At 66.8% G+C, this 14,510-nt stretch carries 13 protein-coding genes, 1 tRNA gene and 1 pseudogene; 7 read left to right on the forward strand and 8 right to left on the reverse strand.

Annotation, left to right across the window (positions count from 1 at the left end; genetic code table 11):
* Positions 1–52: 52 nt before the first annotated feature.
* A complete protein-coding gene (locus DEJ08_RS05950; RefSeq protein ID WP_111054285.1) occupies positions 53–574 on the forward strand; it encodes a hypothetical protein in 522 nt (173 codons plus the stop codon).
* A gap of 82 nt (positions 575–656) precedes the next feature.
* Here the strand turns inward: DEJ08_RS05950 and DEJ08_RS05955 are convergent, their stop codons facing one another.
* A complete protein-coding gene (locus DEJ08_RS05955; RefSeq protein ID WP_258367029.1) occupies positions 657–2,813 on the reverse strand; it encodes a RecQ family ATP-dependent DNA helicase in 2,157 nt (718 codons plus the stop codon).
* A gap of 76 nt (positions 2,814–2,889) precedes the next feature.
* On the reverse strand, positions 2,890–4,365 hold the full coding sequence (locus tag DEJ08_RS05960) for a hypothetical protein (protein WP_111054286.1): 1,476 nt from the start codon (positions 4,363–4,365) through the stop codon (positions 2,890–2,892).
* Between the two features lie 70 nt (positions 4,366–4,435).
* Between DEJ08_RS05960 and DEJ08_RS05965 the strand changes: the two genes are divergently transcribed.
* The 3 genes from DEJ08_RS05965 to DEJ08_RS05975 all read left to right on the forward strand — a co-directional run bounded on the left by DEJ08_RS05965 (position 4,436) and on the right by DEJ08_RS05975 (position 6,055).
* Positions 4,436–5,266, forward strand: a complete 831-nt coding sequence (locus tag DEJ08_RS05965; RefSeq protein WP_111054287.1) for an endonuclease/exonuclease/phosphatase family protein — start codon at positions 4,436–4,438, stop codon at positions 5,264–5,266.
* Complete coding sequence (locus tag DEJ08_RS05970; protein ID WP_146248466.1) at positions 5,263–5,844, forward strand: DUF2238 domain-containing protein; 582 nt, start codon at positions 5,263–5,265, stop codon at positions 5,842–5,844. The genes DEJ08_RS05965 and DEJ08_RS05970 overlap by 4 nt, the downstream gene beginning before the upstream one ends.
* A gap of 137 nt (positions 5,845–5,981) precedes the next feature.
* Positions 5,982–6,055 (forward strand) — tRNA-Pro (locus DEJ08_RS05975).
* A 261-nt stretch (positions 6,056–6,316) separates the two neighbouring features.
* Here the strand turns inward: DEJ08_RS05975 and DEJ08_RS05980 are convergent.
* The 3 genes and pseudogenes from DEJ08_RS05980 to DEJ08_RS05990 form a co-directional block, all read right to left on the reverse strand.
* Positions 6,317–8,662, reverse strand: coding sequence for an AAA family ATPase (locus tag DEJ08_RS05980; RefSeq protein ID WP_181438959.1), 2,346 nt, complete (start codon positions 8,660–8,662; stop codon positions 6,317–6,319).
* A 138-nt stretch (positions 8,663–8,800) separates the two neighbouring features.
* Positions 8,801–8,974 carry a hypothetical protein gene (locus DEJ08_RS05985; RefSeq protein ID WP_181438960.1) on the reverse strand — a complete coding sequence of 58 codons (174 nt, stop codon included), beginning with the start codon at positions 8,972–8,974 and terminating at the stop codon, positions 8,801–8,803.
* A gap of 152 nt (positions 8,975–9,126) precedes the next feature.
* Positions 9,127–9,402, reverse strand: a pseudogene (locus DEJ08_RS05990) (helix-turn-helix domain-containing protein); the annotation flags it as partial.
* 163 nt (positions 9,403–9,565) lie between these two features.
* On the opposite strand from DEJ08_RS05990, the gene DEJ08_RS05995 reads away from it, so the two are divergent.
* Positions 9,566–10,402: a hypothetical protein gene (locus DEJ08_RS05995; protein WP_111054291.1), complete on the forward strand. Its 837-nt coding sequence runs from the start codon at positions 9,566–9,568 to the stop codon at positions 10,400–10,402.
* Positions 10,403–10,418: 16 nt separating this feature from the next.
* Here DEJ08_RS05995 and DEJ08_RS06000 read toward each other — a convergent pair whose 3' ends face one another.
* The gene (locus DEJ08_RS06000) at positions 10,419–10,556 is read right to left on the reverse strand and encodes a hypothetical protein (RefSeq protein WP_181438961.1); all 138 of its coding nucleotides are present in this window, start codon (positions 10,554–10,556) and stop codon (positions 10,419–10,421) included.
* A gap of 1,080 nt (positions 10,557–11,636) precedes the next feature.
* Here DEJ08_RS06000 and DEJ08_RS06005 point away from each other — a divergent pair.
* Both DEJ08_RS06005 and DEJ08_RS06010 read left to right on the forward strand, forming a co-directional pair.
* Entirely contained in the window at positions 11,637–12,437 is an 801-nt protein-coding gene (locus DEJ08_RS06005) for a hypothetical protein (protein ID WP_146248467.1), read from the forward strand.
* Between the two features lie 605 nt (positions 12,438–13,042).
* Positions 13,043–13,249, forward strand: coding sequence for a hypothetical protein (locus DEJ08_RS06010; RefSeq protein WP_111054293.1), 207 nt, complete (start codon positions 13,043–13,045; stop codon positions 13,247–13,249).
* A gap of 540 nt (positions 13,250–13,789) precedes the next feature.
* On the opposite strand, the gene DEJ08_RS06015 is transcribed toward DEJ08_RS06010, so the two are convergent.
* Complete coding sequence (locus tag DEJ08_RS06015; protein ID WP_111054294.1) at positions 13,790–14,110, reverse strand: hypothetical protein; 321 nt, start codon at positions 14,108–14,110, stop codon at positions 13,790–13,792.
* A gap of 49 nt (positions 14,111–14,159) precedes the next feature.
* Complete coding sequence (locus DEJ08_RS06020; RefSeq protein ID WP_146248468.1) at positions 14,160–14,465, reverse strand: hypothetical protein; 306 nt, start codon at positions 14,463–14,465, stop codon at positions 14,160–14,162.
* Positions 14,466–14,510: the final 45 nt, after the last annotated feature.

Consider the following 14,510-nt stretch of genomic DNA (forward strand, 5'->3'; position numbering starts at 1 on the left):
TCGTGGCTGTGCCGCGTCCACCGCCACCGCCGGGATGGGGCACGATGTACTGGTGACGCAGCAGAACGACGGATTCGGTGTGCTCGCCGACCGTGTGTGGTGCCGTCTGCGGCTCGACCGGTTGGCCGGAGGTCGGCAGTCCGGGTACGTGATCCGCGAGGACATGCTCGAACACCCCGACACCGTCCGCTCGTTCCGGTGGATCCGGTGGCTGCTCGTCGCGGAGACCGTCGTCGGCCTCACCGCCATCGTGGTCGCCGTGCTGTTGACCCGCGCGGGGGAGTCCCTGTCGTGGGCGGTGTGGTTCCGGTCCACCGTGGTGCTGCTCATCACCCTGACGCTCTACGTGTTCGCCTGGCGGGCACAGCTCGGGTACTACTGGGCGTACCAGCGGCTGCGGTTGTTCAGCCGGATCTTCCCGATCGTGACGCTGATCGTCGCGGCGATCCCGGGGCTCTACCCGTTCTGGATGGTCATCGAGCAGATCCTGTTCTCGGTGCTCATGGTCGGCATCGGCGACGTGCTGACGAGCGACCACATGCGGGCCACGTTCCCGAAGCCCGCGCGGCGGTAGGGCTCAGGCGGGCGGGTGGACCGGCTCCGCGACAGAACACGAGTCGATCGACGCGTGGAGTGTCGCAAAACAGGTGCGGAGGCTACGCGACCGTGGCCAGGGCGAACGGGAGCACGGCGGAGGCCCCGGCGCGCCGGAGCTCCCGGCCGGCGACGGTCATCGTCCACCGGCTGTCGACCAGGTCGTCGACGAGCAGCACCGGGCCCTCGTGTGCCTGCAGGGCGGCGGCGAGCGACGGATCGACCACGAAGGTGTCCCACACGCCGGACAGTCGGTAGGCGCTGTTCGTCGCACCGTCGCCACGAGGGGTCCCGCCGGCACGGCCGAGCGTGCCGAGGAACTGCAGCCGCCCGATGGTGGACAGCGCCTGGGCGAGGGACCCCACGAGCTCGGGCCGTGACCGCGAGGACATCGCCACGACGCCGGTCGGCCGGGTCTCCCACGGCCAGTCCTTGAGCGCCCGGACACAGCCGTCGACGAGCTCCCGCGAGATCGGGGCATCGGGGGTGGACGTCGAGAAGAGTGCGCGCAGGGGACCGCCCCAGCCGAGGTCGGTCAGACGCGCCACCGCACGGCCGGGCTGCACGAGCTCGTCCGCGCCGATCTTGCCCCGCACCGAGACACCGAGCGACGACATGCCTGAGGGCCACTGGGCACGCGGGGCGATCTCGACGCCGACCTTGTCGAGCGCGGCCGCGGCTCCGGACGAGTCGGTGTCGGACACGGCGGTCGGGAACCAGGCGCCGGCGCAGTTGTCGCACCGGCCGCAGGGCTCGGCCGAGGGGTCGTCGAGGTCCTGCTGCAGCAGCTGCATGCGGCAGGCCGAGGTGGACTCGTAGTCGAGCATCGACGCGGCCTCGGCAGCGCGGGCCGCGGCGACCCGCTCGTACCGGGGCGCGTCGTACTCCCACGGCTGCCCGGTCGACACCCAGCCGCCGGTGACGCGGCGGACGGCGCCGTCGACGTCGAGCACCTTGAGCAGGAGTTCGAGGGTGGAGCGCTTGATGTCGACCAGGCCCTCGAGCGCCACGGTCGACATCGCGGTGTCGGTGGACAGGGCACTGAGCACGGCGGCGGCGCGGGCCTCGGTCGGCATCGAGGCGCTGGCGAAGTACTGCCAGATCTCGCGGTCCTCGCGCCCGGGCAGGAGCAGGACGTCGGCGTTGTCGGTCGCACGACCCGCGCGACCGATCTGCTGGTAGTAGGCGACGGGCGACGAGGGAGCCCCGACGTGCACGACGAACCCGAGGTCGGGCTTGTCGAACCCCATGCCGAGCGCGCTCGTGGCGACCAGGGCCTTCAGCTCGTTGCCCTTGAGCTGCTGCTCGAGCTGTTCGCGCTCGTCGGTGTCGGTGCGCCCGGTGTAGGCACGGACGGCGTACCCGTTGTCGCGCAGCAGCCGTGCGATGTCCTCGGCCGCCGAGACCGTGAGCGTGTAGATGATGCCGCTGCCGGGCAGGTCGCCGAGGTGCGCGAGGAGCCACCCGAGCCGCTGCCGTGCATCGGGCAGCGTCAGCACACCGAGGCGCAGGGACTTGCGGGCCAGGGATCCGCGGATCGTGAACACCGGGTCGGCCGGGCCGGCGGTGAGCTGCTCGGCGACGTCCTCGACCACGCGCTCGTTCGCCGTCGCAGTGGTCGCCAGGACGGGGACGCCATGGGGGAGCGACCGGATGAGCTCGGCCAGTCGGCGGTAGTCCGGCCGGAAGTCGTGGCCCCAGTCCGAGATGCAGTGCGCTTCGTCGACCACGAGCATGCCCATCCGGGCGATCAGGGTCGGCATCTGCTCGTCGCGGAACTTCGGGTTGTTCAGGCGCTCGGGGGAGACGAGGAGCACGTCGACCTCGTCACGGGCGAGGGCGGCCTGGGTCTCGCCCCACTCGTGGGCGTTCGCGGAGTTGATCGACACCGCGCGGACACCGGCCCGCGCGGCAGCGGCGACCTGGTCACGCATCAGGGCGAGCAGCGGCGAGACCAGGACCGTCGGGCCGCCCCCGCGTCGGCGCAGCAGCAGCGTCGCCAGGAAGTACACGGCCGACTTGCCCCACCCGGTGCGCTGCACGACCAGGGCACGCTGCCGGTGCTCGACCAGCGCCGAGATGGCCTCGAGCTGACCGGGGTGGAACACCGCGTCGGGGCGCCCCGTGAGCGCAGCGAGCGCCTGCTGCGCCTCGGCGGCGATGTCCGCAGAGGGGGACACGGAAGACGACGCGGTGGACCCGACACCAAGACCAGACATGCCCCCATGCTGTCAGGAGCAACCGACGAAACCCGACCCGCGCCTCCAGGCTGTGGACAACCGGACCAACCGGGCCCTACTGGTAGGTGACCAACGACGGCGTCGGCTGCACGTCCCGCATCGTCTGCGCGGGCGTCAGCATGGGCGTGTCCTCGTCGGTGAAGTTCTTCCAGCCCCAGTGCAACCCCTCCGGCGCGCCCTGGTGCAGTGCCTTCCACGTCGCCTGCTTGTCCGGCTGTGACCCCTGCCCGTCGACGTGCACGAGCATGTCGAGCTCCGGGTGGGTCTGCAGCGCGGAGCGGTCCTGGATCATCGACAGCCGGAACTGGTGCAGCACCAGGGCCTTCGGCGGTAGCCCCTCGTCGCGCACGAGCGCAGCCAGCCACGAGGACACCTCGTTCACCTCGGAGGCCGAGACACTCCCGATCTGCTTGAGGGGCACCTGGTCCTTCGTCAGCCGCCACTCCGGGTCGAGCGCCAGCCACACGCCCGGCTTCTTCAGCAGTGACTCGTACTTCTTGGCCTGCGACAGGAAGTCCGACCGCCCGGGCTGCAGGTCGATGATGACCGGCATGTCCGCCTCGTGCGCGGCGTCGACGTAGGGCTCGAGCGTCGACACCGGCAGCTCCGTCGAGTAGTCGCCGTCGGCGCCGGCGTCCCCGGCGGCGACGGTCGCGATGACCTCCATCGCGGGCGTCACGAGCTCGTCGGACTCCGCCCGGTACGGCTTCGCGACCTGCTCGGCACGCTGCACGGTCTCCTTCGGCCGCTGCTCGCCGAGCACGCCCAGCGCCGGCGCCCCGGGAGCCCCGTACAGCGCGACGTACCGGTGCCCGTCGAACGGCCGCTGGCCGCCGTTCCGCAGCTGGAACCCGCCCTCGGCCGCCCGCACCGTCCACTCCGGATCCGGCAGGGCCTCGAACGCCGCACCGACCAGGACGGTCGGGTGCTTCGCCCGCTCGTGCAGCGCGGTCACCACGTCGGGCGCAGCAGCCGGGTCGGTCACGCCCTTCGGCATGGTCACGACGCGAGCGCCGGCGGCCTTCGCGGTCGCCACGGCAGCAGCGTCCGCACTCGCGTCCGCCACCACCACCGTCGCCTGCCGGGAGGCGCGGGTCGACTCCGGCGCGTCACCGCCGTCCGGCGCCTGCCGCTGTTCGACGTCCGTGTCGAGCGACAGGTCGCCCTCGGCCTGGTACCAGTCGGCACCGAGCCGGTCGAGCTCGCGGGCGACGGCAGTGCTCTTGTTCTTGGCCGTCAGCAGCACCGGGACGTGGGCGCTCGCCGCAGCCTTCGCCGCATCGCGGATGCCGTCGGTGTCGCCGGCCCGGGCGACGACCGCTCCCGGGGCACTCGCGAACAGCGCCTTGCTGACGCGGACCGAGCGGGCTGCGGCGTCCGCGGCGTCGGCCACCGTGACGGTGTCGGCCGAGGCCTTCGCCAGGGTCGGGCGGCTCGTGTCCGGTCCGCTCGACGTGCACCCGGCGGCTCCGAGCAGCAGGCCGGAGACCGCGATCGCGACCAGGAGACGAGGGGTGGAACGAGAACGCATCGAGCCACCATACGAGCCAGACGGAGAGGTCCCTGGGAATCCGACGGGTGTCGTCTCGTAGAAGGGAGGCATGCCCCACCACCCCGACGACCGCCCGCTCATCGGACCGGTCCGGTCGCCCGAGGTGCACTGCATGACGCTCAACGTGCGTCGCCGCGTGCCGCGACAGCCGACCCACCCCGACGCCTGGGAGCGTCGCCGCGACGCCGTGCTCGCGCTCGTCACGTCCGAAGCGCCCACCGTCCTCGCCGTCCAGGAGGCCCTGCCCACGCAGGCAGACGACCTGACGTCCGGCCTCGGGTCGGGTTGGGAGCCCGTCCTGGCCGGACGGGGACCGCGCGGCGGTGGCGAACAGGTCGGCCTGTTCCTCGACCGCTCCCGCCTCGACGTCGTCGAGCGCCGCACCTGGGCGCTCTCCCGCACGCCCCACCGCCCCGGCTCGCGGTCGTGGGCCACGTCCTTCCCCCGGCACGCCGTCGGAGCCGTCGTCGACGACCGCGCGACCGGCGTGCGGTTCCTGGCGATCGCCACCCACCTCGACGTCGCCTCGCCGTGGGCCCGACTCCGGTCCGCCGAACTGCTCGGCCGGATCGTCCGGCAGCGCGGCCTGCCCGCCGTGGTCATGGCCGACTGGAACAGCCCCGCCGGTTCCGCACCATGGCGAGCCCTGGCGGAGGCTGGGGTCGAGGACAGCTGGGGGCGGGCCTCCAGGCAGGTGGGTGAGCCCTACGGGACGTACCCGCACTACGGGAGTCCGCGTGTTGGTGGCCGGCGGATCGACGGGGTGCTCGTGACGTCCGAAGCGGAGGTGGAACGCGTCGCGGTCGACGTGCGGCGGCCGGGCGGCGTGTGGCCGTCCGACCACGCCGCCGTGCACGCGGTCGTGCGGTGGGCGTCGTGATCGCCACGCTCGGACCGACGTTCCTGCGGCCGCGGTTCCTGGTGGCCGACGTGGTGCGGGCGCTGACGCTCGTGAGTGTCGTCGTGGCGAGTGTCGGGTGGGGTGGGACGGCGTTCCCGGTCATGGCGCTGGCGCTGCTCGGTGTCGTGGTGCCGCGGATGCTCGGGCTGCGGCCCGCGTTCGACGTGGCGGTGTGCGTGCTCGTGCTCGTCGCCGGGTGGTCGAGCGTGCTCGAGTGGTACACGACCGTGTTCCTGTGGGACAAGTTCATGCACGTCGTGCTGACGGGGCTGCTCGCGGCGGTGCTCTACGTCATCGGTGCCGACCTGCGCGCTGTGCCGCCGCCGCACGCCGAGCGCCGGGTGGTCGTCGCGGTGCTCGCGCTGTGTGCGGGACTCGCGGTCGGGGCGGTCTGGGAGATGGGGGAGTGGCTCGGGCACAACTTCGTCGACTCGAAGATCTTCGTCGGGTACGACGACACGATCGGGGACCTGGCGGCGGACGGGTCCGGCGGGTTGCTCGTCGGGCTCGGGTTGCCGTTGCTGGCGGCGCGGCGCGAGGTGGTGCGGCCGGGCTGAGCGTGTCGTTCGCGTCGCGTTGCTCCGACTCGCCGTGGCACGGAGGGGGCCTGACGTCCGCTATGCTGGACCGGTCGCTCGCGCTCCGGTCGGACGTGGGCGAGGATCCTCCGGGATCCTGAGTTCTCCGGAACTCGCGGGCTGTGGCGCAGCTTGGTAGCGCACTTGACTGGGGGTCAAGGGGTCGCAGGTTCAAATCCTGTCAGCCCGACCGAAACGTGTGTGACACGACGACAGAAGCCCACCGAGGATCTCGGTGGGCTTCTTCGTTCCTGTGCCTGTCGTGGGGTCGTCCGCACAGGGCCGCCTCATTGCGACGTTCAGCGGACCCCCTATGTGCGACAAGAGTCTTTTCGCGGATCGTCCGGTTCGAGCCCGAGCCCGAGTCCGAGTCCGAGTCCGAGTTGGACACCGAGGTCCGTGGGAGGACCGGCCATCGAGACGTTGCCGCACGCCCCTCTTCACCACCGGATCAACCCTCGAGTGCGAAGAGATCGGATTCGTTGATGCCCAGTGCCGCGCACATCGCGGACAGATGCCGCGGATCGTTCGCGCGGATGAGCAAGAAGAGCGACCTGAGGACAGCTGTGGCCTCGCTTGGGTCGATCATTGCCGACACATTCCCCTCCTCGTTGTGGGAGTAGGCATGCAGGTAGCGCTCGACGTGCACGCGGATGGTGGCGTCGTCGACCACCTTGATTGCTTCCCGCATGCCGTTGTGGAACTTGCCGATGTGTTGCGGGAAGCGGAAGCTGAGGAACGCCTCCAGCATCTTCCGTGCGGCGTTGGGCGCGAGGGCGAGGAGGTCCATGCGCTCGGCCAAACCAAGATCGGGCTTCGAGTCGATGACCGCTGTCGCTACTCGCGCAAAAAGGAAGTGGTAGAGCGATCGAAGTCGGCTGGACTGCTGGCGATCAGTGGTCCAGGGGTCAAGTTCGGGGGAGCGACGGGGTGCGCTGGATCCGATGCGGCGATGGCGCATGCGAATCTCGTGAATCGTGTAGCCGCCCCGAAGGTGGCTAGCTGCGCCTTCGAGCTGGACGACCCACTGACGGAACAACTCAAAGTTGTGCGTGAGCAGGAAGACTTGGCTGGCGTACGTGTTTCCTACGAGGGAGGACCAGAGGAACGACGAGATCCCGAATAGGATGCCCTCGTCCATGCTCGAAGCCGGATCGTCGATCACGACGATGGGCGCGTCGCCGGTGACGACGCCTTCGCGAATGCTCGCGAGGAAGTGGAGGAGCGCTATCGCAGTCCGCTCGCCCTCGCTCAGATGGGTAGCGGGCAGACCCGATCGTTCGATCCTGTAATGGTTGCCATCGTCGCTCGGGGTGAAAGCGAGCTCCGAACGCCCGAGCAGACGAGCGACGCTTTCGGTCAGCTCGGCAGCTTGGGGCACTGGGTCGGCATCGAGGCTGCTGAGCGTGATGATGCGATGGTTGAGCGTTCGCAGTTCGTCCTCGAGGGAGGTCGCCTTCTCGCTGAGATCGCGAGAAGAGGTTGCAAGCCGGTCGTACTCCTCGGCGAACGCCTTCACCCTGGCCAGCTCGACTCTGCGAGCAGCTGACGCGGCTTCCGCCTCGTGCGCCGACCGACGTGTTTCGTGACGAGCGATGACCTCCGCGACGGCCTCTCCTGTGGGCATGTCCGGAGCGGCGAGATCGAGTCCTGGCTTGGCGAAGGGGTTCGAGCGCTTGGCTTCGAGGAGCACCCCAAGCGCGGAGAGCAGTCGCTGGTAGTGGTCAACCTGGGTCTGGATCTCGTTGCGTGCGGTTCGCAGCGCTCCGGCCAGGTCGGGATACAGATCACCATCGCCAGGAACGCTGTCAGCAAGCCTTGCCGCGCGCTGCCCACATTCCTTCAGGATGTCGAGCTGCGCGTCGATGCGGGCCTGTAGATCGATTACTGACCGGTCGAAGTGCGCTGCCAGTGCCTCTCGGCGCTCGTCGGAGATCTCGTTGCCGCAGAACAAGCATTGGGTCTCGTGCTCGTGGAGAGGTAGACCTTCCTGCACCCATTCGGCTTCGGCGGGATGATCAGCAAGACGCGCGAGCGGTTGCGAGATGACGTCGGTCTCCAGGAGCGCGACTGAGCTGCGAAGGATCTCGTCGGCGCTCGTCAGTTCTCCTCGAAACATCCCCGTGAAGGCGCGGGGTGCACTCGATGTGGACAATGCGCGGTCGGCTGCAATGTCAACAGACGCCGAGTCGAAGAGCGTTCGATCGCCAACTAGCAAGCCGCGTACGTTCTTCCGCGTGTAGGTGTTCGTGGCACGATAGGTGGCGACGGAGGACATGCGGAGGTCTTCAACGACGTGGCCAGCGACCTCGGTCATACGTCGCTCGATGTTGGTCTCTGCTGTTTTGGCTGCAGCGCGGGCTTCAGCCGCCTGGGGCTCCACGTCTGCCCGGCGACGCTCTGCTGCTGCCAGCTCAAGCTCTGCATCGACATTCGCCTTGCCGAGCGTCAGGAGGCTTCCGGAGCGTGGACCCTGACTGTCATCGAAGCGGAGGTTCTCACGGACGTACTCGGCGTTGAAGACCTGAACGCGGCTCCAGAAGGCTTCGGTGGCGTGCGTCACGATGTGTTCGGTGCCGTCGATGGACGCCGCGACCTCGAGCTTGGCGCGTGCCGCCTCGGCATCTGATGCGGCGCAGGATCGCAGCAGACTCGCGAGCGTGCTCTTCCCGCTGCCGTTGGTGCCGTAGAGCAGGTTGACGCGTTCGAAGTTGCTTGTCCGCGGATCGTCGCTCCATCGTTGGAAGACGCGATAGTCGTGAATCTTGCGGATGCGGGTGATTTTGGCCGTCGTCACAGTTCTCCAGAGCAACAGGGGTGAGCGCTGGGATGAGGCTAGTGGCTAATCTGGCGAATCCTCGGCTATCGGCTCTATCGCACCGTCTCAGTAGTCGATCGGCTATTGATCGCCGCCGTGCCTCGCTGGGCGCTCGGTCTACTCGGGGTGGCCGAAGAAGGATACGAGCGTCCAAACGATGCCGATGAGCCCCAGCCCGATCGCGAGCACACGCACGAGCGACGGGGTCATCGCACTCTGCGGACCGTGGCGGAACTGCTGCGCGTTCACGAAGAACTGTGCGATCGGCGCAGGGCGCAGAAACGCGATCACAGCTCGCAATGATCAGCGGACCAGCGATGAGTCCCGGAATCCACACACAGCCCGCTCAACCAGATCGCGGTGACGAGTAATGCCCCTTGGCACACCGCCGTCCGGAAGCCGATCTCCTCTCGGACGAGGTCCGCGAGCGGACGCCGGTTCGGTTAGTGGTTGAGGTGGGACTGCCGCTCGATGCAGCGGTAGACGGTGGCTCGGCCGATGGCGAAGAGTTCAGCGAGCTCCTGTACCGAGTGCGTGCCGGCTTGGTGCACTTCAAAGAGGTGTCGCTGCTGCGCGGTGCTGAGCTTCGGTTGTCGGCCCTTCAGATGGCCCTTCGCTCGTGCGACCCGCATGCCCTCTCTGGTCCGGGCACGGATCAGGTCCGATACGAACTCCGCGACCATCGCCAGGGCGTTGAAGAGCAGTCTGCCGCCGGGGTCATTGAATTGTGGACAGAGCTCCCGATGAATGATTCGTCTCAATGCGGTTGCAGCCTGTGCGCTCGACGTGGTGAACGCTTACGGTCGCGGGCCCTATTAGGACGGCTAATCGGCTGACGGGTGGTCGCTTCCTGCCTGGCTCGGGGTGGAGCATAGTTAGACCGTGAGTTTGATCGAGGCGGGGATCGACGATGACGGTCGCGTCATCATGGTCGCGGATACGAAGGTCACGTGGCCTCAGGATGAAGCTAGGGGTCGGCACCCGTTCAAGAGCGCGGTCCCAAAGATCGTGATCCTCCGCCCGGATCTCGCCGTCGGTCTCACCGGGGAAGACCCGGAGCGCGTGCTTGAAGACCTTGTCTCGCACAGAGACTCCGATGTTGCGGACCTTCTCGACCATCTCACGACGTTGCCTCAGAACGGTTTCGTCGTGGCCGCGCTGCAGCCCCCGCGGCTAGTCTGGGTGGGCGACGGGAAGGTCGAGGAACGATCAAGTCCGCCGCGCGCGTGGGACGGTGATTCGGCCGGGCATGAACGCTTCAGGTCGTTAGAACTGGACTGGGGTGACGGAGTGTCACTCGGCTTCAAGCTGATGTCGAGCATGGACAGTCTCGTGCAGTGGGGGCAGGTAGCGTCCGTCGGTGGCTTCTCGCTGGCGGTAACTGGCTCAGACCAATCCGGCTTCCGGTTCGTGCCGCGCGAGTTTACGGTATTCCCCGATCTCCGGGACGCCACCCTGACGGTTGATGACGAGAAGGCGATGAGCATCTCGGCGTCGTTCGATGCAAGTGCGGGCTCGAGTGTGTTTCAAGCTCGGATCGTTCCGGGCTCGCGTTCGACGCCGGGCGCGCTCGGCATCTGGGTTCCCGGTGCGGAAACGGGGCTGGTCTTCGCTGAAGACTCGCCGCATGTGCGGATCAAGCTTGAAGCGAGCAGCTTCAGCGACTTTCTCGACCTTGCCGCGGGCCGCGGCCAATCCCTCGACTGGCCGTCGAACTAACCGCGCGGAAAGCAGCTCAGGACTCCGGCAGCAACCAGACCATCTGCGTCGCAAGCTTGTCGAGGGCGGCAGCGAGCTTCTTCGTCTGCTCGTCATCAGACTGCTCGGCCACTTCCTGCGCGGCGTCTCGTGCTGCCTCAATTTCTCGCAACATCTTGAATCGGTTCGCCGATAACTGCTCTCTCTCGTTGCGCAGGTGGGCGCGGTGGAAGCAAGGCTAGTGACGCGCAGTAGTGAGCGTTCGGGTGCCGCTCAGAAGTCGACCCCTATGCCGCCAGCGGCGATGGTGCCGCCGCCTCAAACCTCCGCCGACAGCTCTCGCAGCTCCTCGCTGATGAGTACGAGTGCCTGCGCGATGCGGTCGAGGTCGGGTCCGCGACCTGGTGTGTCGGGGGGAGCCCATCGTGGGAAGGTGACCGCGGGTGTCGGTCAACAGATTGTCGCGGTCGTCGAGGTGCATCTGCGCGCCTTCGTGCGTCATGAAATGGGCGCACAGCGGCTTCACAGATAACCGCGAGGAGGCCGTCGATTGGCCCGCAGATAGAGGCCACAACAGCCGAGGGGAAGCGGGCACACGCGATCACCACCGCCCGCGACCTTGACACCTCCCAGAAGCGCCTCGGTGCCGCGGAAACAACCGAGACCACGGGCTCCGCCGACGCCAAGGCAGCCTCGCCGTCCCGTCCGACCTGCACTTCGTCTGCGGCTCGGGCGCAATGGCGGACCGGTAGAGGATCCCCTACCGGAACGAGGTCTCGGCCCGGTGACGCGGCTACGCAGTCATGCTGTCCCCGAAGATGTGAGTTCGCGCCGGCCCTCCTCGCTCAGCGGTAACTCGTTGCTCGGTGTCGCGCTCTTCAGGACAGTTGCGAACGCTGCCATCGGGCACGTCAGTTCTTGCGCCGTTCGGCGCACTAACCCATAGCCAGGTAGGTCAGCACCCGGAAACCGTCCGTGGTTCCGCGCTCAAACCGTACGATCCGCGCGCGCATCGCGCCCGGCACACAGTCCGTACAAGGCTCTCGATGCATCACCACACGATCTGCTGACGAAGAGTCGCGACGCACGTGCGGCTTCACGCAAACCAGCGCCGCCCACCTATCGCCGACGAGATGATCCTCCGTAACGTGCGTCTGGACGGAGCCGGCAAACCGAACCGGTGGTCCTGGCGACGTGGAACTAGGAACAGGCGCGTTCGGGACTTTGTGTTGCAGCGCAAGCGAAGGGGTCTCACGTGACAGGGTTCGAAAAGGCACTTCTCATCCTCAGTTTGGTCGTGTCACTTGTGTCGGCTGGCATCAGTTGGATGACTTTTCAAATTCCGAACAACAACGCCGCGGCTACGAAAACAAACCTCATCGAGACGTACCTAACCGGAATTACGGCGACGAACTATCTCGATGTCAGGGCAGGTCGGGCGAGTACCGAAGACGGCACTGACGCAGACCTGTACGCCCAGACTTTGGAGCGTCTCTGGTCGGCAGAAGACTCGTTTGGGGATAACACTTTCGGGGGGCGAAGCAGTACGTTCAGGAAGGTGGCTAAGGAAACGTATAAAGTCTGCTTTGTCAAGCTCGATACGCTTCCTTCGAAGTGCCAGACGTTCGGCAAATTCAAATTCAGCGAGGACTTGACCTCCATCCAGAGCTTCACAATCGATGATGCGCCGATTCGACTTCTCAACACGAAACCTTCCGACGCATACCTTGAGGCTAATACCGATGCGAAGCTCCACGTTCAGCTAGCTGGATCGATACAAGACCCGAGCCGGAAGTGGCAAACGGTTGTGCTGCGACTTCGTTCCGTAGACAACACAGCGGAGGGGAGTCTCACATTCGCCTACGAGTACTTCGATATCAAGAACGAGGCGGGCGCCAAGCTAAACGATTGGTACGCGCACTTCCCAGCCGAGATTAAGCAATACGGGAGCGTCAAGTATGCAGTGGTCAAAGTGCCCTCCGCCACGATCGGATTCGTCAAGGTGTGCACCGCTACGGACGGAAAGTCGACGGCGTGCACCTGGCTATCGCTGTGAGCTAGTGGGCGGCACGCCGCTGATCACGCTCGAGGAGTGAGACGGGTGTCCGCTCGCCGGTCAAGAGGAAGGGTCCTAAACTGTCATGTCGACGTGCCCACAGCCACACGGGCATGGCGACGGTGAACCCGCAGCGCTAACAATTGCCGTCCAGGGCAACAGCTCGAGCGTCGCCAGGGTCGTCCCGAGCGCGAAGAAGACAAGGGTTGGTCCGGTCAGTGCGGCCTGCACTGACCCAATAACGACGATCGCCTCACGTTCTACAAGTACCCCGGCTTGCTGCGTAGCACTGACTATGAGCTTCGAGTTGTTCCTCGTAGAGGAAAGGTTCTTCTCGGCTCGCTCACGCATTGTGCGTGCGACCAGTGCGAATCGACGTGATCTGAACAAGTAGGAGCGGTCCCGCAACCCCGGGCCGGCGGCGCCGGTTCGCATCGGTGGTGTCTGTGAGCCGGTCGCACAACGGGCGCCGAAACTCGTGGCGCTGGTGCGATCGCCGAGCAACGTCATCCGTTTCACTTGCCGATCGGCTATCGAGAGACGCCGAGGGCGGTCCGCCAGGACGTTGGCGGCGAAGACTCGACCGCTTCGGTAAAATCGGAAGCATGCGTTCTCTCGCCATCACGCTGTTCATTGTTGGCGCACTGCCGTTCGCGAGCGGCATCGTCTACTACCTCGTCGACTACCGCCGAACAGGCAAGCTCTACCGGAAGAAGCTTCCCTGGTTCCCGATCATCATCAGCGGCTGGGTGCTCGCCGCGGCCGGGGTCCTCATCGGGATGTTCGCCACACACGGGCAAGGGTTCGAATGAGCACGGAGCCAACCGCCCCGCATCGTGCCGGCTGGAGCCAGGCCAATGATGTCACTTGCGTCGTCCTCGTCTGAAGGCGAGGACACCGCCTACCGCCACGAGTGCCAGAACGATGACTATCCAAATGGGAAACGGCATGCCCCCGCCAGGGTTCATCACTGCTGAGTAGTGAGAGGTTTGGGTGAACACAACGCTCCGATCGATCGCAATCCGCCGAGATGATCCCTCGTCGAGTCGTCTTTTCAGACTAGTTCTTCCGCTCGCGTGCCGCCCGCAGCGGACCGCTCAGCGCGCGGCCCTTCGCGCGTCCTCCTCGTGGACAGCGTCAGAAGCACATGCATCGCGCGCGACTCCAGCCTCGGCTTGCCGAAGGGCGTCTGCGACCTCGGGGGCGGAACTCTCGAACTTCGTCGCCCACGCTTCGTCGGGCGAGCCGGGCTACTCAGGGAGCCAATAGGCGATGGCTTGTGTTGCGCGCGCAGAGGCGTGACAGCCCTACAGCGGGGTCGCGATCTTGAGGATGGCGATCGACAATCCCGTCTACGCAGCCACCGCTCCGAGCGCAGCGAGCGGGAACCACACGCCCGTGTCGGCCATTCGCAGGCCCAGGAATGCGCCGACACCCACCGCGGCAATGCCTCCGAAGAACGAAAGGCTCATGCTGCTGAACCAGAGCGTGTCCGAGCACCCGGTGTTTGGAGGTGTCGAGCAGAGCCCGTAGGCGTACAGGTTCCCGTTGAACACGTAGCCGGCTGAGATGACCACGGCGACGATCCCGACCACGACGAAAGCCCAGATGATGACCAGGTCGCCGCGAGCAGCATGCCCTTCCCGAGGTGTGCTTGTGGTGCGTGTCCTCATTCACGAGTGCCTCGATCGGTTCTTCTCCACCGGCGAGCTCTGCACCTGATCACGAGAGCGGCTGTCGCCGGATCCACACGGTCACCCCGAGGTGAGCGATGCCGGTCGCAGCGAGACAGACCATGGCCCACCCGACGACGCCGTGCCTGGTGACGACCAAGAAGATCCCGAAGGCGAGGATGAGGGCGACCAGGAGCGCACCGGCTAGGAACAGCAGCAGGCTGGTCACGGGGCTGGCGTTCAACGTGAGCTGCGCGTCACGCACCCAGGCCGGGGTCCGCACACGATTCACGAGGATCGCGACCGTACCCACCAGGACTGCGATGCTCGCTGCGAGCAGACCTGCTTCAGCCATGGCGAGATGGTACCGGCGAAGGTGCACGCTTCGGCTGGTCCGCGG

Source organism: Curtobacterium sp. MCLR17_054 (genome assembly GCF_003234335.2).
In the GTDB taxonomy this organism is placed as follows: Bacteria; Actinomycetota; Actinomycetes; order Actinomycetales; family Microbacteriaceae; genus Curtobacterium; species Curtobacterium flaccumfaciens.